Annotated in this window: 25 protein-coding genes and 2 pseudogenes; 14 read left to right on the forward strand and 13 right to left on the reverse strand. The window is 66.9% G+C overall.

Annotated features, from left to right (window positions below):
* Nucleotides 1–118 precede the first annotated feature (118 nt).
* The gene (locus OG966_RS00990) at nt 119–340 is read right to left on the reverse strand and encodes a helix-turn-helix domain-containing protein (protein WP_010981499.1); all 222 of its coding nucleotides are present in this window, start codon (nt 338–340) and stop codon (nt 119–121) included.
* Nucleotides 340–825: a DUF2975 domain-containing protein gene (locus OG966_RS00995; protein ID WP_326647387.1), complete on the reverse strand. Its 486-nt coding sequence runs from the start codon at nt 823–825 to the stop codon at nt 340–342. The genes OG966_RS00990 and OG966_RS00995 overlap by 1 nt, the downstream gene beginning before the upstream one ends.
* 524 nt (nt 826–1349) lie before the next feature.
* On the opposite strand from OG966_RS00995, the gene OG966_RS01000 reads away from it, so the two are divergent.
* On the forward strand, nt 1350–1856 hold the full coding sequence (locus OG966_RS01000) for a GNAT family N-acetyltransferase (protein WP_326647388.1): 507 nt from the start codon (nt 1350–1352) through the stop codon (nt 1854–1856).
* Between the two features lie 46 nt (nt 1857–1902).
* Here the strand turns inward: OG966_RS01000 and OG966_RS01005 are convergent, their stop codons facing one another.
* Nucleotides 1903–2592: a transferase gene (locus tag OG966_RS01005; protein ID WP_326647389.1), complete on the reverse strand. Its 690-nt coding sequence runs from the start codon at nt 2590–2592 to the stop codon at nt 1903–1905.
* 135 nt (nt 2593–2727) lie between these two features.
* Here OG966_RS01005 and OG966_RS01010 point away from each other — a divergent pair, with 135 nt between their 5' ends.
* Nucleotides 2728–3567 (forward strand): glycosyltransferase family 2 protein, encoded by an 840-nt coding sequence (locus OG966_RS01010; protein ID WP_442806798.1) that lies wholly within the window; start codon nt 2728–2730, stop codon nt 3565–3567.
* 104 nt (nt 3568–3671) lie between these two features.
* Here OG966_RS01010 and OG966_RS01015 read toward each other — a convergent pair whose 3' ends face one another.
* Nucleotides 3672–4427 (reverse strand): DsbA family protein, encoded by a 756-nt coding sequence (locus OG966_RS01015; RefSeq protein ID WP_326647392.1) that lies wholly within the window; start codon nt 4425–4427, stop codon nt 3672–3674.
* Nucleotides 4428–5185: 758 nt separating this feature from the next.
* Nucleotides 5186–7648: an NACHT domain-containing protein gene (locus OG966_RS01020; protein WP_326647393.1), complete on the reverse strand. Its 2463-nt coding sequence runs from the start codon at nt 7646–7648 to the stop codon at nt 5186–5188.
* A gap of 122 nt (nt 7649–7770) precedes the next feature.
* Between OG966_RS01020 and OG966_RS01025 the strand changes: the two genes are divergently transcribed.
* The 8 genes from OG966_RS01025 to OG966_RS01060 all read left to right on the forward strand — a co-directional run bounded on the left by OG966_RS01025 (nt 7771) and on the right by OG966_RS01060 (nt 12272).
* On the forward strand, nt 7771–7995 hold the full coding sequence (locus OG966_RS01025; protein ID WP_326647394.1) for a hypothetical protein: 225 nt from the start codon (nt 7771–7773) through the stop codon (nt 7993–7995).
* 318 nt (nt 7996–8313) lie between these two features.
* On the forward strand, nt 8314–8835 hold the full coding sequence (locus tag OG966_RS01030) for an ATP-binding protein (RefSeq protein ID WP_326647395.1): 522 nt from the start codon (nt 8314–8316) through the stop codon (nt 8833–8835).
* Nucleotides 8836–9007: 172 nt separating this feature from the next.
* Nucleotides 9008–9814: a nucleotidyltransferase domain-containing protein gene (locus OG966_RS01035; RefSeq protein WP_326647396.1), complete on the forward strand. Its 807-nt coding sequence runs from the start codon at nt 9008–9010 to the stop codon at nt 9812–9814.
* Between the two features lie 263 nt (nt 9815–10077).
* The gene (locus tag OG966_RS01040) at nt 10078–10755 is read left to right on the forward strand and encodes a nucleotidyltransferase domain-containing protein (RefSeq protein ID WP_442806646.1); all 678 of its coding nucleotides are present in this window, start codon (nt 10078–10080) and stop codon (nt 10753–10755) included.
* Nucleotides 10756–10855: 100 nt separating this feature from the next.
* Complete coding sequence (locus OG966_RS01045; protein ID WP_326647398.1) at nt 10856–11032, forward strand: hypothetical protein; 177 nt, start codon at nt 10856–10858, stop codon at nt 11030–11032.
* 88 nt (nt 11033–11120) lie between these two features.
* Nucleotides 11121–11249 carry a hypothetical protein gene (locus OG966_RS01050; RefSeq protein ID WP_326647399.1) on the forward strand — a complete coding sequence of 43 codons (129 nt, stop codon included), beginning with the start codon at nt 11121–11123 and terminating at the stop codon, nt 11247–11249.
* Nucleotides 11239–11637 carry a hypothetical protein gene (locus tag OG966_RS01055; RefSeq protein ID WP_326647400.1) on the forward strand — a complete coding sequence of 133 codons (399 nt, stop codon included), beginning with the start codon at nt 11239–11241 and terminating at the stop codon, nt 11635–11637. The genes OG966_RS01050 and OG966_RS01055 overlap by 11 nt, the downstream gene beginning before the upstream one ends.
* Before the next feature lie 146 nt (nt 11638–11783).
* Nucleotides 11784–12272 (forward strand): hypothetical protein, encoded by a 489-nt coding sequence (locus OG966_RS01060; RefSeq protein ID WP_326647401.1) that lies wholly within the window; start codon nt 11784–11786, stop codon nt 12270–12272.
* On the opposite strand, the gene OG966_RS40635 is transcribed toward OG966_RS01060, so the two are convergent.
* A complete protein-coding gene (locus OG966_RS40635) occupies nt 12167–12973 on the reverse strand; it encodes an RNA polymerase sigma factor (protein WP_442806647.1) in 807 nt (268 codons plus the stop codon). The genes OG966_RS01060 and OG966_RS40635 overlap by 106 nt on opposite strands.
* Before the next feature lie 1169 nt (nt 12974–14142).
* Here OG966_RS40635 and OG966_RS01065 point away from each other — a divergent pair.
* Complete coding sequence (locus tag OG966_RS01065; protein WP_326647403.1) at nt 14143–15621, forward strand: HEPN domain-containing protein; 1479 nt, start codon at nt 14143–14145, stop codon at nt 15619–15621.
* Nucleotides 15622–15655: 34 nt separating this feature from the next.
* Here OG966_RS01065 and OG966_RS01070 read toward each other — a convergent pair.
* The 3 genes and pseudogenes from OG966_RS01070 to OG966_RS01080 all read right to left on the reverse strand — a co-directional run.
* Nucleotides 15656–15985, reverse strand: a pseudogene (locus OG966_RS01070) (C40 family peptidase); the annotation flags it as partial.
* Nucleotides 15986–16228: 243 nt separating this feature from the next.
* Complete coding sequence (locus OG966_RS01075; RefSeq protein ID WP_326647404.1) at nt 16229–16771, reverse strand: SMI1/KNR4 family protein; 543 nt, start codon at nt 16769–16771, stop codon at nt 16229–16231.
* Between the two features lie 663 nt (nt 16772–17434).
* Complete coding sequence (locus OG966_RS01080) at nt 17435–18052, reverse strand: hypothetical protein (protein ID WP_326647405.1); 618 nt, start codon at nt 18050–18052, stop codon at nt 17435–17437.
* Between the two features lie 62 nt (nt 18053–18114).
* Here OG966_RS01080 and OG966_RS01085 point away from each other — a divergent pair, with 62 nt between their 5' ends.
* Nucleotides 18115–18297, forward strand: a complete 183-nt coding sequence (locus OG966_RS01085; RefSeq protein ID WP_326647406.1) for a hypothetical protein — start codon at nt 18115–18117, stop codon at nt 18295–18297.
* Nucleotides 18298–18301: 4 nt separating this feature from the next.
* On the forward strand, nt 18302–18481 hold the full coding sequence (locus OG966_RS01090; RefSeq protein ID WP_326647407.1) for a hypothetical protein: 180 nt from the start codon (nt 18302–18304) through the stop codon (nt 18479–18481).
* A 72-nt stretch (nt 18482–18553) separates the two neighbouring features.
* Here the strand turns inward: OG966_RS01090 and OG966_RS01095 are convergent, their stop codons facing one another.
* Both OG966_RS01095 and OG966_RS01100 read right to left on the reverse strand, forming a co-directional pair.
* The gene (locus tag OG966_RS01095; protein ID WP_326647408.1) at nt 18554–19156 is read right to left on the reverse strand and encodes a gamma carbonic anhydrase family protein; all 603 of its coding nucleotides are present in this window, start codon (nt 19154–19156) and stop codon (nt 18554–18556) included.
* An 8-nt stretch (nt 19157–19164) separates the two neighbouring features.
* Nucleotides 19165–19641, reverse strand: a complete 477-nt coding sequence (locus tag OG966_RS01100; RefSeq protein WP_326647409.1) for a hypothetical protein — start codon at nt 19639–19641, stop codon at nt 19165–19167.
* A 66-nt stretch (nt 19642–19707) separates the two neighbouring features.
* Here OG966_RS01100 and OG966_RS01105 point away from each other — a divergent pair, with 66 nt between their 5' ends.
* Nucleotides 19708–19911 (forward strand): hypothetical protein, encoded by a 204-nt coding sequence (locus OG966_RS01105; protein WP_326647410.1) that lies wholly within the window; start codon nt 19708–19710, stop codon nt 19909–19911.
* A 298-nt stretch (nt 19912–20209) separates the two neighbouring features.
* On the opposite strand, the gene OG966_RS01110 is transcribed toward OG966_RS01105, so the two are convergent.
* Together OG966_RS01110 and OG966_RS01115 are read right to left on the reverse strand one after the other, a co-directional pair.
* Entirely contained in the window at nt 20210–20773 is a 564-nt protein-coding gene (locus OG966_RS01110) for a hypothetical protein (RefSeq protein ID WP_326655034.1), read from the reverse strand.
* A 273-nt stretch (nt 20774–21046) separates the two neighbouring features.
* Nucleotides 21047–21472 (reverse strand): annotated as a pseudogene (locus OG966_RS01115) (YrhB domain-containing protein); the annotation flags it as partial.
* Between the last annotated feature and the right edge of the window lie 185 nt (nt 21473–21657).

The raw sequence follows: 21657 nt of genomic DNA on the forward strand, positions 1-21657 counted from the left end.
CCCGGGATGCTCGCGGAGTTGGTCAAAGGCAGGCGGGATCGGCGTTGATGCGTCGGCAGGCACGGTCTTCCACCCGGATCACGTGGCGTCGAGAACTCCATGATCCTGGAACGGCACGTCATCCGCCTGCGGCGTCCTCGGCCTCCCAGCGCAGCAGGTCGCCCGGCTGGCACTTGAGCACCTCGCAGAGCGCGGCGAGCGTCGCGAAGCGCACCGCCTTGGCGCGGCCGTTCTTGAGTACCGCGAGGTTGGCGGGCGTGATCCCTACGCGGTCCGCGAGCTCGCCCACGGACATCTTCCGCCTGGCCAGCATCACGTCGATGTCGACGGCGATCGGCATCAGATCACCTCGTCCAACTCGGCCTGCATCTGCGCCGCTTCGACGTCGCGGGCGACGGCCTGGGCGAGCAGCATCCGCAGCACGAGCACGATGAGCGCGACCCCCAGGATGGCCACGCCAACCCCGCCCATGATGACGGTGACGCCCGGGTCGTCCTGCTGGCCCGGCGCATTGATGACCGTGACCGCGAACCACACGAGGGCAGCCGCCACGATCGCGCCGATCACGCCGTCCACGTACCGGAAGGCGGTGTGGGAGAACACGGTTCCGCGTCGCACCATCGTCACCAGCCGCCATACGCAGACCACGGCGGCCTGGACCGACGCCATGCCCAGGATCGTGATCACGCGCAGCGGGGTCAGCGGGAGCGCCCCGTCCTCCGGGTCGGTGGCCAACGCCCACACCATCAATGCCTGTACGAACACGGTGCCGGCGAGCACCACCACGAGCAGGGCGCGCAGCGCACGCACTGTCAGCTTTCCCATGACCCATCCTTCCATCGAGTTGCGATGGGAATCTATCGACATGCGATAGGTGAAGCGAGGGCTGGGACGGAGGGTGGGCGGCGGTTTGCACCGTGGCAGGACGCCGCCGCCTCCCATGGCATGGCGGTTGCCCGAACCGTCTTGATCTTGTCGAAGTCGGCCTCACTTGAACACAAATCGAACGCCACCCGACTACGCCGAAGCCCTGCGGCCCCGGGCCGTTCACAGGAAAAGGCCAGAAGAGGTGGGCGGTGGCTCACAGCAGGGCCATCGGATCTGCCTGAAGACGACCGGCTTTCGACAACCTTCCACGGGGCAGAACCCTTCCAGCGAATCCTCCCGGCTGTCCGGGGTCTGCCGTCCTACTTACCGATTGCGTGTTGTGGGGGTGGAGCCAAGCCGAGTTGGCGAGCCAAGGAGACGGTGGTCAGTCGGTCATGCGTAGCGAGTTTTCGGTAGATGCTTTCCAGATGCCTGTTGACCGTATGGGGGAGATCGCCAGTCGGTGTGCCATGGACACGGCGGTGAGGCCATCTGCCAGCAGGCCCAGCACCGTCAGCTCCCGCGCCGTGATGCCGCATGCGGCGACCCGCTGCAAAGCCGAGCGGTTCGCCCAGGGCCTCGACGGCTGGAGCAGCAAGCCCGGCTGGACGTGTGTGGTCGGCTACGACGGCGACCAGGCCGTCGGATACGCCTATCGCGCCCCGCTCCCCGTAGATGCCCGATGGTGGGGCGGGCTGCGTGCCGAGATATCCGCGGATGTCATCGAAGAGACTGGCAGCAGAACCTACGCCCTCAGCGAGCTCATGGTCCGCCGCCCATGGCGTAAGACCGGCATCAGCCGCCAGCTGCACGACGCACTTCTTGGGCCACGCCCCGAGGAACGGGCCACGCTCCTGGTCGACCAGGAACACCCCAAGGTGTGGGCATTGTACGAGTCGTGGGGCTGGCACACTCTCGGCGACCTCCAGCCCCGCCTCGACGGCGCACCGCTCTTCCACGCCATGCTGCTCCCCCTGCAGGGCCGTTGACGAAGGCAGGTTGCGCCTCATGGCTGTCCGAGTTGGGGCTGAGGAGCTACAAAGCCCGGCGCTGTCGTACGTGAAGAACAGTTGCGTGGGGGGTGCTGACGGTGCTGTGTGCGGGCAGGACGCGAGTGGCAGGGACGATGACACCGGTGTTGATCAGGCTGTCGGGTCCGATGGCGACGCCGGGGCCGAGGGTGATGCTGTTCCCGGTCTGTACTCGGTCGCCGATGAGTGCGCCGAACTGGGCGGTGCCGCAGCGGTAGAGCCCGTCTGCGGTGCGCAGGAGGACCTCTCTTACGGGCGTGCGCATGTCGGGGCTGGGATGGATAGCAGCGATCGTGACGGCTGCCGACAGGTGGGCGTCGCCTCCGATGAGACTGCGGTTGATGCCGATGCGGTGCCCGAGGACGGCTCCTTCTCCTACATAGCTGTGGGTGACTTCGCAGTTGAAGCCGATCGAGGCGCGTGCGGCGATGACCGTGTTCTTGCGGACGCTGCTGAACTCGTGGACCTTCGCATGCGGGCCGATGATTACGTCGTCGCCGATCTGCGCGGTCGGGTGAATGAAGGCCGTCGGGTGGATGCGGTACCGGATGCGGAGGCGAGCCTCTTCATGGATGTGGCCCCATGCGCCGAGAAACTCGGCGAGCTCGAGATGCTCCAGCTCTGCGTATCGGGTCGCGGCGAGCGTGTCTTCGGCCGGCGCGCTGAGGTAGTCGGCCAGACGGATGGCAGCCATCTCTGAGCGCCTTTACGGGTGACTGTCTTTGGGGGGTTGGTGAAGTGAACGGATACGCTCACCGATACCCACCCACGGAGAAACGGGAGTTGTGTCGTGCCGCAGCAGCCGCGCTTGGGCGTTGCCATCGTGACCATGGGCAACAGGCCCCGTGAGTTGGAGGCACTGTTGGCTTCGGTGGCCAAGCAGGAGGTTGCGCCGGAGCGGATTGTGGTAGTGGGCAACGGCACCGGGCTGCCTGATTTCGGCGACGGGATCGTCCGGGTGGAGCTGGAGGAGAACCTGGGCTGTCCCGGCGGGCGGAACGTGGCGATCTCCCGGCTGCGGCAGCTGGGCGAAGTCGATGTCGTGATCGAGCTCGATGACGACGGTCTGCTGGTGGATGCCGGTGTCTTTGGGCAGGTGCGGGATTTGTATGCCGCCGATCCGGCCATGGGCATCATTGGTTTCCGTATCGCCGTCGAGCGGGGCGAGACCCAGCGGCGGCACGTGCCGCGACTGCGGGCCACCGATCCGATGCGCCGGGGGCTGGTGACCAGCTTCCTCGGCGGCGGGCACGCCCTGTCGATGCGGATGCTCGATGAGACTGGTGACTGGCCCGCCGACTTTTTCTTCACCCATGAGGAGACGGACCTGGCGTGGCGGGCGCTGGACGCGGGCTGGAAGATCCTTTATGAGCCGTCGCTGCTGCTGCAGCACCCCAAAACCTCCCCCGCCCGCCACGCCGTCTACTACCGGATGACCGCCCGCAACCGAGTCTGGCTCGCCCGCCGCCACCTGCCCTGGCCGCTGATCCCGGCCTACCTCGGCACCTGGACACTGCTCACGCTCGCCCGGACCCGATCCCTGGACGGGCTGCGCGCCTGGTCAGGCGGATTCCTCGAGGGGATCCGCCAGCCTGCGGGCGGCAGGCGGCCGATGCGGTGGCGCACCGTCTACCGCATGGCGCGCCTGGGCCGGCCGCCCGTCATCTAGACGCTCGGCGCGCCCAGTTGCTGATGCAGCCAGGTGGGTACGGCGGCCGGATGGCGCTGCAACCAGTGGATGTAGCGGGCGACGCCGTCCTCGATGCGCACTCCTTAGCCGCCATTTTGTGCGTACTGGCCTGCGATCTCCGCGATGTCGAGGAGGGCCTGGGTCGTCGCTTCCTCGTAGATGGCGCCGGCGGCGTTTTGGGGCAGCGGTTTCCCATTGATCAGCATCGTCGGCGTTCCCGGGCCGCCACCCCGCTCGTAGGCGGCCTGCGAGGCGGTCACGAAGTCCGTGTAACGCATGCCTTTGACGGCCGATTCGAATCGCTCGCCACGCAGGCCCGGCACTTTGGAGGCGAGCTGCAGAAGGTAGGCATCGGTGTATCCGTCGACCTCCTCGGCCGGCTGATTCGCGTAGAGAACAGCGTGGTACTCCTCGAACTTTCCCTCTTCGAGGGCCGCGCGCAGCGCGTTGACGGCCTTGCGGGAGCCGTGACCTCCCAGGCGGTCGTCCAGGAACGACGCCAGCGTGTACTGGATCTTCAGCTTCCCTTGCTTGGCCCGGGCGTCGACTTCCGGGGCCCCGCCTGTGAGTTCGAATTCCTTGCAGTAGGGGCAGCGGGGATCCTCGTACAGCCCTATGGCGACGGGGGCGTCGGGGTTCCCGACCGTGATCGTCGTTCCGTCGGCCTCGAGCCGCTCCGGCAGCTCGGAGAGGTAAGTCTGCTTGGCTATCGGGCGTTCGGTGTCGGACCGGTCCGCCTGTGCTGCCCTGGTGCCGCACCCCGCGACCATGAGTGCCAGCCCCACCGCGGCCGCCATGACGACGGCGATGCGTCTGTGTTTTGTGCGATCGACCTGCATGTTGATGCCCCTCCCCTTTGATCGTCGGCCCACGCTACCTGCTGCAGGGCATCACGGCAGATCGACTTCTTTCGGGCCGTGGACGGCTGGCTGCGCTCCCCCGGAGCCGTGCATCGCACGAGATTCAGGTGGAATGGGTGAGCAGAGTGGCCAGGGCCCACACGGCCAACAGCGCGTGGATGAGCGCGACGTAGGCAACAGGACGCAGGACGAGTGGTTTTCCTTCGTCGAGCGGTGCCCGCTGCGGGGCGGTTGACGGCGGGGAATTCTGTTGATCTTGACGTGGGCGATCAGATTCCAGAGGAGTGCGAACGGCGTGAAAATGGTCAATGAGAGCGGGCTCCACCAGCCTTGAGCCAGTGTCTTGCGCACGGTTGACTGCCCGCCCGCAGGGACCAGAACGGGCCGTCGTCCCGTCGGGCATTCGAAAATCGGCCCTGGGAGCGGCCTGGTTCAGGGCGCGCTCCGTGGCCGGACAGCCGCGCCATCCGGTTGCCCCAGTTGATCAGCTCCTCGGGGGTGTCGGCCACAGGCTCGATGGTCCGGCGCGGCTTGTCGAAGTACTCAGCGTGCGCGGTCACCTGGATGCTAACGAGCGGGCGCCGGATGCCGCTTTCACGAGCACCCGCACGCCAAGGTGATCGAGAGCCTGCCCGGCATGGGACCTCGCCTCGGCGCCGAGTTCCTCGCCGCCACCCTGAACACCGCTCGGTCTCGCGTGCAGGGTGGTCGGGCCGATCTCGCCTGTGTCGGCGGGCTCATGCGGGTTGTTTTGCGGCGTCGTGGTTTGCCAGGCGGGAGAGGAGGGTTTCTGGGTCGACGGCAAGGTGTTCTCGGAGGAGTTGATGAGGGAAGGCGTAGCCGCTGCCGAGGCGGCGGAGGAGGATTCGTTGTTCGGCGTCGTGGAGGAATTGTTTGTAGCGCAGTGGGGTGTCGCCGCTGGCCGCTAGAGCAGCGCGGATTGCCCAGTGGCGGACGATGGCGAGGCCGCCGTATCGGTAGGCGCGGGCTACGCCGAACAGCGTCGCTACGAAGCCGGCGATGAGGAGCGCCTTGACCGAGTTGACGTGCGAGCGCGCCAGGAGGAAGAGGGCGAGCAGGGTGGCCCCGACCAGGGTGGCGCTGGCGGCGCCGTGGACGAGCGCGAAGCGTAGTGATCTGCGGATTCCTTCATTGGGAGTCGGGCGCTTCTCTTCCAGCGAGGTCTCGAAGTTGTTGCCGAGGAGGTAGGCGGCCATGAGCATGAAGCAGGCCATGAACACGGCCCACCTCTGCCCGGGGAGAAGAACACTCGACAGGTAGACCAGCAGTCCGGTCATCACGATGGTGGCCGCGACGGTGAAGACTCCTCTGGCGGGGAGCCGTCCCCGCAGGGAGGGGCCTGCTTCCCGGGGTGTCCAGCACCACCGGATCTGCTCCACCGGTACAAGCACCGGAAAGTACCAGCCCTCCAAGGTGGTGAGCTGCAGCCATAGCCAGGCGAAGAGCAGGATGATCATCCCCGGGGCCAGCCAGTGAATCTTGGTGAGGCCGGCCCACATGACCAGGATCACTGGAACGTTCCACACAACGCTGGGAAATGGCCGGGTGGGATACCGGATCAGCACGATCTGCGTGATCAGCGCCTGGCTTGCCGACGTGACCACAGCGGCGCGGGTGACGTCGATTGCGTCGGACAGGCTGGTGTCGAGCGCTCCGGTCGTGACGGCAACCGTCAGCCAGAGCAGGGCGAGCAATTCCCCCGTCGTGGTCGCCATAAATGTGGGCAGTGCGCGTGGCAGCACCTGCTGGGCTTTGGTGCGCAGCCACTCGAGATCGAGCCGATCCAGGTAGAAGACGTCCTCGTGCCGTTCGTTGAGGTTTCGTGCCAGCCAGGTGACCCACTTCACCGTCTGCTCGGGCGAGTCGGATCTCTGGAGGGTCTGCTGGAGCGTGTGCTCCTCATCCCGCAACATGCGATGCACATATGCATCGAAGATCATCTGTTGTCGCTGCTTGTCGGTCTTCCCTGATGCATGCAACGCTGGCGCGGCTCTCCCCTGATATGCGCCGTAGATGATGTTGAGCATCAGCGGGGAACGAAGCAGCCGTCCCAGCCTCGGATTTGCCTTCAAGGCGGCATGCACGTCCGCCAAAGCATCGAAGTTCTCGAGCAGATAACCCTCCACGTCGCTCTTGGTGGGGGTGGACAACTGCACATAGCGGGCGGCCCCGATGCGCTTGGCCATCGAAAGGTCGTCGTAGCGGCAACCGACCACGATCCCCGTGCGACGCAAGCGGAATCGGCGAAGCTGCTCCGCGCACTCTCCCCGCCTGGCATCCGGGACTTGGTCAAGGCCGTCGAACAGCGGAAGCAGAAGACCTCTGGTGAGCCAGCCGCGAACCAACTCCTCGGGAAAGTCGTACTGCCGTTTGACCGCTGTCGGCAGCCAATCGGCCAGCGGCTGGCCGCGGTAGGCCGACAAGCTGACCAGGACCGGAATCGGCCGGATAGACGTCCCGCCCAGCCGGTGGAGATCCTCAAGCGCCTCGGCCGCGAGCCGGTCAGCGAGCCGGGCCAGCTGTGTGGTCTTGCCCATCCCGGGTGCGCTGAGCACAACCAGCTCCTCGCCGGCCTCCTCGTACAGCTCCCTGATGTCGATCTCGCGGGCTTTGTCCTTGGAGCCAACAGCATGGAAGCGCGGCGTGAGGTAGTGGTGAGCCTGGGAAGGCGCGATGAGCTCTTGCATCTGCCGGCCAACCGCCTTGAGCATCAGCTCCCGCTGACGATCGCGGTGCCGGGTCCGCAGGTTCTTCCACGGACGTGCCGCAAGGGACATCGAGGTGCGCGCGAACCGCAGCACCGGCCGTCCAAGCGCCACCCGCTCCGGGGCGGGAGCATCGGCCTCATCCCCGCTCGCCCAGGGCAGCGGGATGAGCTTTCGACGCTGTGCATCCCTCAGCCGGGGATCACTCCCGTCCCCTTGCGCCCTGCGATGCGCTTCCCGCCAGGCTGACAGCGCGGACGCCTCCGTGATCCCGCACGCGACGAGCACCGCCTCGAGCGTCCCCCATCGCGGAAACCGGTTCCCCGACGTCATGTCGTGCACCGTCGAGTCCGACACGCCCGCCGCCGTGGCGACGTCAAGATAGCTACGGCCGGTTCGCTGGAAGAGCTTCCCGATCGCCTCGCTCAGCTCCGCCCGGTTTCCGATGCGCTCCGGCGCGATCCTTTCCCCCACCCGGTGGCCCTCCATTCGGTATGGCCTCCGAGCGTAGGGATGCACACGTCCCGTACCTGCTGGATCGTGCAACTTAGTCAGAACCGAATGCAACCGAACGCCCGTCGCCCAATCCTCGACCCATGACCACATCGATTCTGGCGTCCATCGGTGCGCTCACCGTCATCCTCACGGCCGCCACCCACATTCCAGCCGCGTTGGCCTCTTTGATCCGCTCCTTCATCCCTGTGATCGCCGCCATCCACGCGCTTCGTACCTCCACCAGGCCCAGCCCCACCGAAGACAAGGAAACGTTACGTAGCCGCTCCGTGCCGGAGGCAGGGCAGCGACGTCGGCGGCCGCGGTGATGTGTCATGGAACATCGCTCCGTTGCAGCAGAGACTGGCTGCGGGCTCCGCCCCGGCTGCCGTCAATGTGTACGGCGTCTATCCGGCGCTGTACGCAGCGTTGCACGCAACCCGCCACCAAGGTAAGGAGCGCTTCAGTTGGCACTTGAGCGTCTGAGTTGGCACCATGAGCGCCAGAGTTGGCGCGCAGACTTGCGACTGTTCGAGATAGGTGACACCTGATCTTGGTGGTTGACACCAGCCTGAGAGACGCCGAAGCCGTACCGGATTTCTGCTGTGCTCGTACCCTCGGCCCGCACAGCGCTAGCGTTGGGCCCCATGATCGTATGGCTCAACGGCACCCACGGCGCAGGCAAGACGACGACCAGTGCACTCGTGCAGCAGCTGATCCCGGATTCACGGGTGTTCGACGCCGAGAAGGTCGGCGAGACACTCATGGACATCACGCCGGGGCTGCCCGGGACGGACAACTTCCAGCACTGGCCGCCGTGGCGGCCGCTCGTCGTCGAGACCGCCCGCCGCGTACTCGACTACACCGGCGGCACTCTGGTGATGCCCATGACTGTCCTGGTCGAGCAGTACTGGCGCGAGATCAGCACGGGCCTCGACCAACATGCCATTCCGGTACGGCACTTCGTTCTCCACGCTGACCAAGACACCCTCCGCGGGCGCATCGAGGGGGACACTCTTCTTGGCCCCTCCCCATTCCGTCTCAAATACCTTGAGCCCTACGCCGAGGCGGCCCGCACGTGGCTGCACGGCGAGGCCGAGGTCGTCGACACCACGCACCTCACGCCCGCCCAGGCCGCCCTGCAGATCGCAGAGGCCGTCAAGAGTTGAGGTCCGCCCGCCACACGAGCCACGGTCCTTACGAGGGCAGCATCAGACGAATCTTAGTGAAAGGTTCTGGTCACGGGGCCAGCGCGGGATGCTGTGGGTGGACGTCAGAGTGTGGCCAGGCGCCACGGATAGCCGCTCGGCAGCGAACGAAGGCACGAGGCACAGTGATCCCATGAGCGAAAGAGGACTGGAGAAGGATGGGACGATCGCGCGTGAAGGCGTGCTGAACCGCGTGCAAGAAGCCTTCGCCCCTGTCGTCGATGCCGCCCGTGCTCAGATCGCTGAGATGTTCGACAGCACCCGGCTGCACAGCGCCTACCTCTACGGCAGCATCCCCCGCGGAGACGCGATCCCCGGCGTCTCCGACCTCGACCTGTTTCTCGCCCTCCGCCACAAACCCACCGAGGCTGACCGGGCTGCCGCCAATACGATCGAGGCCGCTCTCGACCGCTCCTTCGCCGAGATCGACGACGTCGGGATCCTCCTGTCCAGCACACGCACTCTGCTCAGCGAACTTGAGCGTCATGACGGCGGCTTCTTCGTCGCCTGCCTGTGCACCCCGCTGCTGGGCAGCGACCTCGCCGAACAGCTTCCCCGCTACCGCCCCACCCCCTTGCTCGCCCGCGAGACGAACGGTGACCTCTCACTCGCGCTCCCGCGCTGGCGTACCCGAGCGGCCGAAGCCGCTACGGACGCCGACCGCAGGACCCTCAGCCGCCTCGCCGCCCGCAAGATCGTGCGCACCGGCTTCACCCTGATCATGCCTCGCTGGGGCGGCTGGACCAGCGACCTCAGCGAGTCGGCCGAACTCTTCGGCCGCTACTACCCCGAGCGCGTCGAGCAGATGCGCGTGGCCGCGGCCACAGGCCGCACGCCCTCGGCAGATCCGGCACTACTGAGCATGCTCATCGACCACCTGGGTCCCTGGCTCTCGGCCGAGTACACAGCCGTGCACGGCGAGAAAGCACCGCGGCCCTGAGCTGGCAGCACATGGCTTGCCGCACGACGCTCCGCCCAGCGACTTCCCAGATTCGTGCAGCTGGCTGACCTTGTGACTCTGATTCGGCATGGATGCGGCGTCAGACGAACGCCGTGCCGTCCCCCGACCACGCAGTGGGCCGCCGAGCGTCACAAGGCCCCTGTCCCACACACTGGCGGCTGCGCCGCCCGAAAATCCGGACGACGTGTGGGTCACCTGCCGTACCGTTCAGCCGACCCACACCCGCGGAGGAGACGCGAGCCATGAACGTGCTGCTATCAGGGATAGTAGGCTCCACCGCCTACGGACTCGCCAAGCCGGGATCCGACATCGACCGCCTCGGCCTCTTCGCCGCAGACACCACCGCATTCCACGGCCTACACGGCCCCGCTGAATCGCACGTCACCACGAACCCAGACCGCACCCTGCACGAAGCAGCGAAATGGTGCAGGCTCGCACTCGGCGGCAACCCTACCGTCATGGAACTCGTCTGGCTCCCCGACGACCTGTACGAAGTACGCACCCCCCTGGGCGACGAACTGATCGAGATCCGCAGCTCGCTCCTGTCCGCCAAGCGAGTCCGGGACGCCTACCTCGGCTACGCCACCCAGCAGTTCAAGCGGCTCTACGACCGCGGCGACGGATCGTTCTCGGCAGACACGCGCAAACGGACCGAGAAACACGCCCGGCACCTCATGCGCCTGTGCCATCAGGGCTTCGAGCTGTACACCACCGGCCGGCTGAACGTCCGCGTCGAAAACCCCGGGACCTTCCACGAGTTCGGCGAGGAGGTCGCCGCGGACACAATGACGGCGTTGCCCCTCCTGCAGCGCTTCGAGGAGCGGTTCGACCAGGCGAAGAGCGTCCTACCGGACCAGCCGGACGAGGCCCCAGTTGAGGCGTGGCTGCACCGTGTCCGCGCCGCACACTACACGCCCTGACCGCGCAGCACGGAGACCCTGCCCACGCGCCGACGGGACAGGGGCTCACCCATTTCCAAGGACTACGCAGTCACCCGATTCAGCGTCGAGGCCCGCGAAGATGGGGCTCACCTTCGACGGCACTGCGACCGAGGAAGCCACCCGCGCACGAGTCGCGGGCCTCGCAGAGCGCCGCGCCATCCTCGCTGAAGCGCTCCAGGGCGACGTCGAGCAGCTCACCGAGCAACTGTGGCAGCCCGCCACGATCTTCAACTTCGGTGACAAGGACAAGGCGTAGGAAAAGCGGGACGTGCCCGAGCCGCCCGCCCTCGACAAGAAGTCGCTCATGACCGCGGCCAGCATCGCGATCGAGAAGTCGCTGAAGCGTGCCGCCCGTCACCGAGAGCGGCGAGGACGACGCCAGGAGCATGCTCGGCAAGGTCATGACCGGGCTCCTGCAGGTCTGGCAGAAGCAGCAGGCCTCCACCGGAGACCAGGGGGGCGATGCTTCGTGATCTCCCTGTCCTGCTGTCGCTGAAACAACTGGACTACGTCGTCAGCATCAGGGCGTTCGTGAACCTGGCCGAGGGCTCTATCCGGTCCGGGAAGACCGTGGTGTCCCTGCTGCGGTGGCTGATCTATGTGGCGGTGGCACCCCGCGGCGGGGAACTCGTCGTGGTCGGCCGCACCCGCGACTCCCTTAACCGGAACGCGTTCGGCCTGCTGATGGACCCGGACCTCATGGGTCCCCGCGAAGTTCACGAAGTACACCACGGCGCGGCCACCGAGCCGATCCTTGGCCGCCCCCGTCGTGGGCGGCCCGCGCACAGGAGTGGGCGCGCAGCAAACGATACTGGGGGGCGCATGGACTGGGGCCAATGCTCAGACGGGGGAACAGCGTGAGGAACGGGTCGTGGCTACGGGCTGCCGTTACGGTGGCCGTTGGCGGCTTCTTCGCCTGCGGGTGCAGCACGGGCCAGGGCGATGCCCCGGCCGCCGGCGCGGCCGCTGGCCCGGTGTCGTCTTCGCCAACAGCCACGACGGTCGTCTTGCGGCTCAAGCAAGTCGCCGGAGCGCTCCCCGGTCCCGAGGACGTTCCGGCTGGGTGGGTGGCGGCAGGAACCCCCAGGCGAGACGGCACAGCCCAGGACGACGGACGAATCGCATACGGGACCTCCGGATACCAGGCGCCCGACCTCGACGGAGCCGTCGGCTTCAGCATCACCTCCTACACCAGCGCCGCCGACGCGATCGACCGCTTCGCTTTCAGCAAGACCCAGTACAAGGGCAGCGTTGACGCCCTCACGATGACCGGCGCCGATCAAGCCTTCGCCGCCCAGGGCTGCGTCATGGAAAACTTCTGCAGCGCCACCATCATCGCCCAGGCCGGACCGGTCGTCCTGTCGGTCAACATCAACACCAAAACCCACGACTACCGCGCCCCCGACCCGCGAATCCTCAACTCCGTCGCCCGCATGCAGATCGAACGCGTCCGACAGGCACAACACGGCCAGACCCCCACCGCCCAAGCCTCCTGACACGCCACCCGCCAGGAGGGACGCCGCGCCGCAGAAATCCGGGACCGCGCCCAACAGCTCCTGCAGGGGATCGCAGACCGCTCCACCAATCCCCGCCCACCGGCGCCGCGGCCGTCCCGCCAGGACCCGGGACCCCACACTGCCCCAAGCCCCTGCCCCCCGTAGCCCGCGAACCGGGTAAGCGGTGGCGTATGCGAGCCTTTCCAAGCCCGGCGGTGCCCACCGGTTGAAGCCGATGCCACCGCCGGGCCGGACACCGGCCAGCGGATGCCGCCCCGCCGGTCCCAGCGCCTCGCGTCACCGGAGCGTGGCCCGTACGTCGCCCGCCCGCCCGGCCCGAAGCGCCGATTTGGCTGCACGATGGCGGTCACCGGTGCGGGCTGTGTGCCATCGCGAAACTCAGCACTGCTTATCTCCCGCCGATCCCGAGTTCCCATCTTGATCAGCTTGTTCCTGATCGCCCGCCGGACCCACGCCTCAGGATGCTCAATCTCGGGCCAGTACTTGGCAGTTGCGAGGTAGGTATCCTGCACTACCTCGCGAGCTGACTCCGGTGACCGGCACAACCTGAACGCGTACCCCTCCAAGGACTTGAGGTGGATGGTGAAAAATTCATCGGCCGTCGTCGGCCTATTCAGCTCCATTGACTCGCTTGGCAGGCACGGAACCTTGCTCGGCGGGTCCTGATGCTCCGGCGTCATCGGCTCGGACTCTCCAAAGAGATTCTTGACACGGGCACCCAACTCTTCTGGGCGGCGGACCTCGGGGCCCCTTGCTGCTAGGTAAGGGACGTCAGACCTGCCGTTGTCACAAGATCTTTGAGAGTTTCACGCACACGAGGGAATCGCTCGAATATCCATGCGATTAAAACCGAACACCTCTGCGCGGCCAAGGAAGACGTCGCTTAGATCGGCCTTGCGTAGATCTGCCGTCCCCTCAGCTCCCGGTTCCGTAAAGCCGGTAGACCTGCGCAAGATCGCTTGGCAGCGCGCCCTTGATGCCAGGCACTTCGCGGCTACCTGCCTCTTGGGTAGGCCGCAAAATGCCAGACTCAGACATGGTCAATCAACGGGATCCCGAGCAGTGGTGGAGCCGCCTCGGAAGGACTGCAGACATCCTGCAAGTCCTGGGGTGGATAGGCGTCCCCACCCTGATCGTGCTGGTGGGGTTCTTCGTAGGAGCGGACCATGATGACCACGCGGCGGCGCCCGGTCCCCGCGTTGTGTCCAGCACGCCCCCCGGGCGTGGACGCGCGGTCGAGCCCACCCTCAGCAGAGTTAAGTGCGCCAGCCCCGTTCCCAGCAAAGCGATCACGACAAGCATGGCGGCCACCATCGGAACGGCGTGCAAAAACGTCGCCTGCTGGGCTGGGGTCAAGTGGCCTTCGGCCCCAGCGTCCATCGTTGCCACGACTCCAGAAGCGATCAGAGTCAGGAAGAAGCCGAGGACGAAGATGACAGCGAGCGCCTCGGAGACGATCGACCAGTAGGAGCCTGCCACCGCACGGTCAGGCCGGCGATGCGCGGAGCGTATGTCGTCCCATGGCACCTCGCCGTGGCCGAGGCGCGCGGCAGCCGTCTGGGCGGCGGCGATGCGCCGCTCCACAGCATCTCGGTGTCTGTCACGTAAGCGGTCCCGGAGGGTTGAAGGAGTGATGGCTATAGCCAACGGAGTGGCCTCCTTGCGGTGATGACGACATCGGTCATGACATCACCTGCGCTCAACTCGGTTCCTCTCAACTGGCATTGTGAGAAACGTCAGTCCGATTTCACTCGCAGGGCCTGAGCTCCGAAACCGCCTATGAGGGGCGCGCTCCCCAGGAGGCCCGGCCATACACTCGTAGAATCGTCCGCACCGCGCTGGGGGAACCGTGAGTGAGACACGCAGCGGTGTCTGGTGGACCCCCGATGCCCCGGCCGTTCGCATCCCGGGATCGCTGATACGGACGGACACAGGATGGCAGCTGTCCCTCATCGGCACGCTGATGGTCGACATCGGAGGTGGCGACGGACTTGCGCTCGTGCCACCCCGAACGATCCTCGGATCATGCCAGGGAGCTTCGTACACCCTGCTTGGGTGCTATCTCGACGACTGGGGCGGTGCAGCCCAATCAGGCCGGGTTGCTCCCGCCGGTACCGGGAGCGATGACCAGAACTGGATGCTTTGGCGGGTCGAGTCCCTGCTGCAGGGGGCTGCACTCTCCGTCGATACGCGCTACACCGGGGCCTCATTTCGCCTGACGGGCCTCTCGGCCTGGTGGCCTCCCAGCGGGCTGCGGGGGCCTCAAGTCCGGCCCGGCCGCTATCAGCCGCCCCCGGACGTCACCATCCAGTGCCAGGACGGGCTGACTATCACCATCGGGGTTCGCGAACATCGCCACTACGGCCGTCGTGCGAAGTCACTTCGCGAACGCGTAAGCATCTTCGTCAGCCGCGAATCAGGCTTCACGCTCGACGAGCTCCACACAGATGTGATCATCCCGCTCCGGATCCTGGTGGCCATCGGACTGAATGAACCGGTCCAGGTCTACGACATTCGTCTGCATCCTGAGGGCGTCGAACCGACTGACGGGGAGCAGCTCCCATGGCTCGAACTGCCCGTCCAGGTCGATCCAGCGGACGGCGACGAACCGCAAGAGATCAGCCAGGCCGCCGCCCATCCCCTGCCTCTGGCGCCAGCGCTCAAGGACATGGAGTCCTTCATCGCGGCGTGGATGGACGTGGCGCGGCAGTGCGCTGTTTCGCTGGACGCGATCGAGCCGCGTCAACGATCAGGATCAGTGCAGGGACAGCTACTCGAAGTGATCAACGCAGCGGAGACCCTGCACCGCACACTCCATGACGAGCCCACGGAGTTTCCTTTCGCCGAACGGGTCCGGGATACTCTCAAGGAGGTCGGCGGCTTCACCTCCAGCGAGCGCCGTGACGTTCGTGACGCCTTGAAGTTTGCTGAGCTCACTCTCGAACAGCGTCTCCTGCAGCTGGTTGAGGAGCTCGGCACAGAAGTGTCGACCTGGCTCTTCAACGGTCAGGCCACCCAATGGGCCTTCACAGCAGCCGCAATCCGGAACGTACTGAGTCACGGCTACGAAGCCTCTCACGGCGTCCACGAAGACCCAGGGGCGCTGATCGGTGTCCTCCGGTTCGCAGATGTCGTGGTCACACTGCGCATCTTGGTCCAGGCGGGGATGCCGTCCGGGCAGGATCTTGTCGGCAGACTGCAGACGCACCCGCGACTGCGTTATCTCGTGCGGCAAAGCATCGCCGACTGGCCGGCCCTCGCCTCCGCGATCAGCCCCCACCGCTGGCCGCAGCCCGGGGCCGATGGAACTCCCGACAAGCCCGAGTAGCCGCTCGGGAACTCGGAGTGCCGCAAAAGGCTCCTTATGCAACTCGGCGCGCGACGAGGATCCTTCCGTGTCCCTCTAGTTTGGCGACCTCGACCCCCCATCCCGGGCGCGGGGCATGCACGACCAGGCCGTCCCCGATGAACATCGCCACATGCTCCGGCCGGCTCGCGGAGCCTCCGGTGAACACCAGGTCGCCCGGCTGGAGCGCGTTGGTCGGCACCCCGTGCCCGTCCTTGATCTGCGTGTATGCCGTGCGGGCGACTTCGACGCCAGCCACTCCGTACGCGCGCTGCATCAGGGAGGAGCAGTCGCAGCGGTCGCGGGCGACGTTACCGTGCGGGTTGATGCAGGTGCCGCCCAACTGGTAGGGGACACCGAACTGGCCCCGGGGGGACCATCCCCGCGGATGCGGGGAGCAGACTCGCTGGACTTTCTCCTACAAGGGCAACGGGACCATCGCCGTGGGTGCGGGGAGCATTGGGTCGTGAACGGGCAGCTCACCGAGCTGGAACGCCACGTAATTCCCCACCAGCAGCGCTAACTTCCCCGCCCAAACGTTCGAGCGGTGGGCTCTGAAGCGTCTCGGGTCTCGGCGGCCAGACCGGGCTCAGTCCCACCAGCCTTCGCCGGCGTGCCACCGCTGTACCCATTCCAGGAAGCCCCAGGGTTTGTCCGCGGGGACCGGGGTGGCGCCGACGTCCGCGACAATCCACACGTTGCCGCGCTGCGGTCCCGTTGTCACCAGGAGCCAGAACGACTGGCTGTCCTCCGCGCCGAGCACGATCGATCCGTGCGAGAAGACAGCGTCGATTCGGGGGTCCTCGTCGTCGGCCGAGTCGTCTTCTTCCCAGGGCCACGCCTCTTCTAGAGGGAATGGTGCTCCTGGTTGTCTCGGATTGTCCTCGGCCCAGGACGCGGGGAGCCGGCCGACTGGCTGCAGGCCGCCGTCCTCGGCGGGGCCGAGGCTGCATCCGTTGCTGATCTCGGCGACGAAGGACCGGTAGGGCTCTGGGATCGTCGCCTTGTTCTCGGCCTCCCACACCTCGACTGCCTCATAGCCGAGTGCTGGCTCGCGCCACTCAGGCGGGAACGCGGAACGCAGGAGGTCGAGCGTGGCTTCGTCAGCGCGCTGATCAGGTGTCACTGTCACGGCAGCATGTTCGCAGGAGCGACTGACACCGTGGCGCCCAGGTTCCCGCACGATCCTGGCCAAGCTTGTCCGTCTACCGGGCACACGTGCTCGAACGTCTTGGCGGGGAAGTTGGCGTCGCTGATGGGATTACGTGAACACGAGGGCGAGGGACCAACCCTCGCGGGTGCGGGGAGCAGGCCCAGCGGAGGGTCCCGGTGGATGCGAGCCGGGGACCATCCCCGCGGGCGCGGGGAGCAGTGCGGCCACCAGATCCTCACCACAGGCGACGCGGAATGGCTGCACGGCGGCTTTTCGCGACAGGGGGAAAGCTGCCGAGGATGCCGTCTTCACCATGAGGTCAACCCAGTCGGGATAGCCTTTGCGCACCTACTCGACCCGGCCGGTAACCACTTCGCAGTGGTCAAACCGCCGTTCGTCCAGGCCAGATTCGCAATACGGCCCAGGTCGGCCTCTCTGCGGGCCGGCCCGGGGGTGCGGGTCTCGGTGGTCATCTCAAGGTGAGCTGATGCACGACCCCGTGCGGGATGGCGAGATCCTCCCGCACTGGAGTACTAACCGGCCCCCGCCGATTCGGGCGAACCGGTCTCAGGTCCCGGTCGCTCGCCCCGCCTCATCGCCCCGCCCGTCCCGGACCCCCGTGCCGGGGCGGGCGGGAACGTCTCAGGTGCGCGCTCCGGCCTTGTCGACGACCTTCGTCGTGACCCGCATGGCGGTGGCGAGCACCGTGCCCTTGGCCACGTAAGGGCCGCCGGAGGCCTTGCCGTTGACGTAGTAGCCCATCCCGGCCACGAGCCGGAAGCCCCGGAACGCGAAGGTCTCCGGGTCGAACAGCACCTGGAAGGTGTTCCGCTCGTAGGAGTAGTCGCGGTAGTTGCCGTCGACCGCGAGGGCCAGAAGCCTCTCGTGCCCACGGTCCGGTTCGGGGATGGTTTCCACCGCCCTGGCCCCGTCCAGTTCCCCGGCGATCCGGTACAGCAGCTTCCTCTTGTCCGAGGGCACCCAGGTCGCCATCGCCAGCACTTCCGCGACCTCCTCGAAGTCACGCTGGGCCTGGGTGAGGCGCCACGCGCTGGTCACACGGCTGGGAATGGACCGTTTCCGGATCATGCGGAGGGCGGCATTGGTGTCGTCAGGGAGGTCCTCCACCAGCGCGTCCGCCTGCTCTGGGGAGAGGGTGTCGCCACCCCACCCTCCGAGTCGCGACAGGCACATGACCGAATTGGTCAGGGGCCTGTCGCGCGCTTCGGGCCGTACGAGCAGGTGAAGGAGCGTCACCATGGCGAGGCGACGCCGTCGAGGACTTCGGCCTGGTCGCTCTTGTGGAGGAGACCGGCGAGCGCGTGACCCTGACCGAGGACGGCCAGCCGGCGAGCGTGCTACTTCCGGCGGCCGAGCTGGCCGAGCTGGAGCACTGGGCGCAGCGGGCATACGGCGCCCTGATACCTGCCGGACACGGCCGAGGAACGGCCGCCCGGACCGGCGCAGCACGGCCCGTACACGCGGTACGTGCACGCGGACGGTGAGCGTGTGACGTTCACCCAGGGCCGGGTGGTGGTGGCCGAGTTGCGCCGTGCCGGGTGGCTCGAGTGGCTGGAGGACTGGGCGCGCAGCGGGCGGCAGGGGTGTATGGACCCGAAGCAGTCGGAGGCGTTCGCCGAGTTCCTGGCCCGTCAACCCCGGTCGGCGAGCAGTAAAGGGCTGGTTTGATTGGGGTAGCCTGCCGGGCGCGAGTGGTGGAGCCGAGCGGTGGATGGCAAGACCGAGGTCCTCCGGCGGGGCTCAGATCTGTTGGTCGTTGCTGTGGCGGCCGAGGCCGCGGCCGAAGCGTTCGGAGATGGCCGGCATCAGGCTCTCGCCGTCGGCTGGGCGGTCCAGGCCGAAGACGTAGCCGGGGAAGTCCAGGTTCTTCTGCACCGCCCAGATCCCGTCGTGGTCCTCCGGCGGAAGGATGCGCACCGGGTCGCCGACGGCGACCCAGCCGATCGGCACCATTGAGTCGGCGGGCAGCACGGTGCGCAGATGCACGATTCCGTTGATCCGCACCTCGGAGCGGGTCCCGATCCGTGCTCCGTTGAAGACGCGGCTGCCGGTGGCCAGGAAGACCTCGTCCTCGACCCGGCAGCCGGTCAGGTAGGAGGTGGGGCCCACGAGGACCTGCCGTCCCAGAATCAGCGGATCCCGTCGGGTACCACGCAGGACCGCGTTCTCCATCACGATGCTGCCCTCGCCCAGCTCCACTGGCCCGCCCTCGGCGGTGAGCACTGCACCGAACAGCACCCGGCACCCGGCCCCGACTCGCACGTCCCCGCACAGCGTGGCGGTCGGAGCAACATAGGCCGTGGGGTGGACCGTCGGCGAACAACCCTCATGAGCGATCAGCATGGCTGCCATCATGCCGCGCCCTCGGGGCGCTGGCGCGCGCAGACGCGACGAACGTAGGCCAGCTCGAAGAACGAGACGAGGAACTTCAGACCGCACGGTCCGCCAACCGTCAGCTCATCAACAGACTCAACACTTCGAAGCCGAGCAGCGTATGACCTACCGGCTACAGCCGCCCGGCCAACCGGACGGTGCCCGAAGACACGGTCCGCGCCCAGCACAAGGCGATGGTCCACTCCCACCCGGGCCTGACCACGGAGGACTTCAACCAGGTCGTGTTCGCCGACAGCCTCTACCGCCTGGAGCCGCACCTGCGGCGCCTGAGCGAGGCCCGGCTCGCCGACCTCGGCCTGGACGGGCAGCAACGGCCTGGGCGGCCTGCTCCTGCCCCACCGCTTCTTCGGCCAGGAGATCGTGCCGCTGTGGCGCTGGAAGCCCAGCTCGTACGTGGCGGCCGGGGTCGCGGTCGCGGCGGTGTGCCTGGTCACCCTGCCCGCGTCGGGGGCCAAAGAGCCCGCGGAGGAGGCTTCTTCCGGCGCGCCGCCCGTGCTCGGATGCCACGGACGGGGCTGCGCCGGCAAGGACACGCACACATCGGGGACACCCTCGAGGTGTCGGTCCCGGGCGGCACGCCTCAGCTGGTCGAGGTCGCCGACAGTTACGACGAGGCGAGCTACCTCTTCACGCCCATGGTCGACGGCTCGGATCTCACCGGCTTCCGGGGGTGCTTCCGGCCGGTGGGGTGCTTCGAGCACTGACTGTGGGACTACGTTCTTCCCGATACCGCCCAGCGGCGGCGGTTCCGGCCAGGGGCGTCCGACGTCGTGGCCGGAGTGCTGCTTCATCACTCGCTGAGGTCAGCGGGGTCCAGGGCGGCGAGACAGCGGCGCGCGGCCGGGATTGCGTGCCGACAGTTGTCCTGAGAGGACACAGCAACCGCAGAACCTGGTCTCTGCCGATACTTCAGGGCACTCTGGACCGCCGCCGGGCCACGACGTACGTCAGCCGCCCCGGTCGTCGCGGGAGGGCAGTCATCTGAGATCTCTCGTCACGACGTCAGCCAGTGGAACGTGAGGTCTCAAGGGATCTGGCGAAGTCGGCGAGGGCTAGAAAGTCGGCCTCGCGTAGCCCGATCCGCGGATTGACGTGGTGCAGAAGTCCAGGCCCGTGGTGGTGGGCGGTCACGTACGCATGGTCGAGATCGCTCTGCTCGTCGTCCACCCAGGCGAAGGGACGACCGCCTGCGTAGTCCACCAGCGGGCAGGTCTTCCAGTGCACGCCGTCAGGGCGCTCCTGGAACAGAGCGTCGCCGAATTCGACGAAAGGGAGATCAGGAAGGCCGAGTACCGGGCCGATCCACCGGTTGGCATCGTCCATCCAAGTCGTGGCCCAGCACAGCTCGTAGTCAAGCCGGAGCAGTGCTTGCCCATGCTCCGGGTTGAGCCAGACCCGCAAGGACCGTCTCCTGCTCAAGAGTCCGCCAGTCGTCCCGCTCCCGTGGGGCACCCTGAGCGTTGTGTAGCCCTCGGGTCGCCTCTCCGGCTGCGCTGCATAGGGGTTGAGTGGCCCGTCTACGTCGAGGAACAGCAGCGGTCTTGAGCGCCCTTTCCCCCTGCGGATGGTCGTCACGCGGAGAATTGGGTCGAGAGGTTCCACGAGAACTCGGGTGGAGATGGCCACGAGGTGAGCCGGCGCAGCGCCGTTCTGCAGAGCGCCCACGTAGTCGATGACCTCAGCATGAGACAGCGCTGGTACCCGCTGGCGGAGGATGTGCATGGCATAGATACGTCCACGCTCGGCCGCCACTGCCCGTATCTCTTCGTGCAGATCGTCCACTGCGGTACGTACAGCCAGTCCCCGGATGCGAACGCGGTAGTCGGTTTCCCAGGCATCGGTCACCGCGGATACCACTCCGATCTGATGGAGCCCTCCGTCGACCCGATCGACCAGGTACGGCCCGTTACCGGCCAGCATGAACCTGCGATCGCGTGTTCGTACGTACTCCTCAGAATCCCAGATGACGATCCAGACCAGCTCATGTTTCTCGACATGCGACACCGCGAGACGCATCGGTTCTGCGCCCGATGCCAGGCCCTGCCGATAGTCGCGTTCTAGCTGTTCTTCGACGGTTCGGAGTGCGACAGCTCGCTCGATCACCCGTGCAGCATCCCCCAAGCCATCGCCAGTCGACCAGCAAGTTTCCGCCTTCAGCGGGGACGACCGCGAGCCGCCTCCAGAGATCCGGGCATACGACAGCCGCACAACAAGTGCTCTCCGCCAATGCCGCTCAAGACCCCGGGGAGCTGCCTGGAGTGCCACGACGGCACCCCGGCGGACCCGAGCAGCTACATCGCGCCCCCGGCCAAGCACCTGCTGGCCGCCTGATCAACGCGCATCCCGAAGGAGAGTCACCACCCCTGGCACTTCCCGCCCGCGCCCGGACCATCGTGCTGACGCGGCCGCCGTACCGGTCACGCTGCCGTGGCCGTCGTCGCGATCAAGGC

The organism is Streptomyces sp. NBC_01750 (genome assembly GCF_035918095.1).
Taxonomy (GTDB): Bacteria; Actinomycetota; Actinomycetes; order Streptomycetales; family Streptomycetaceae; genus Streptomyces.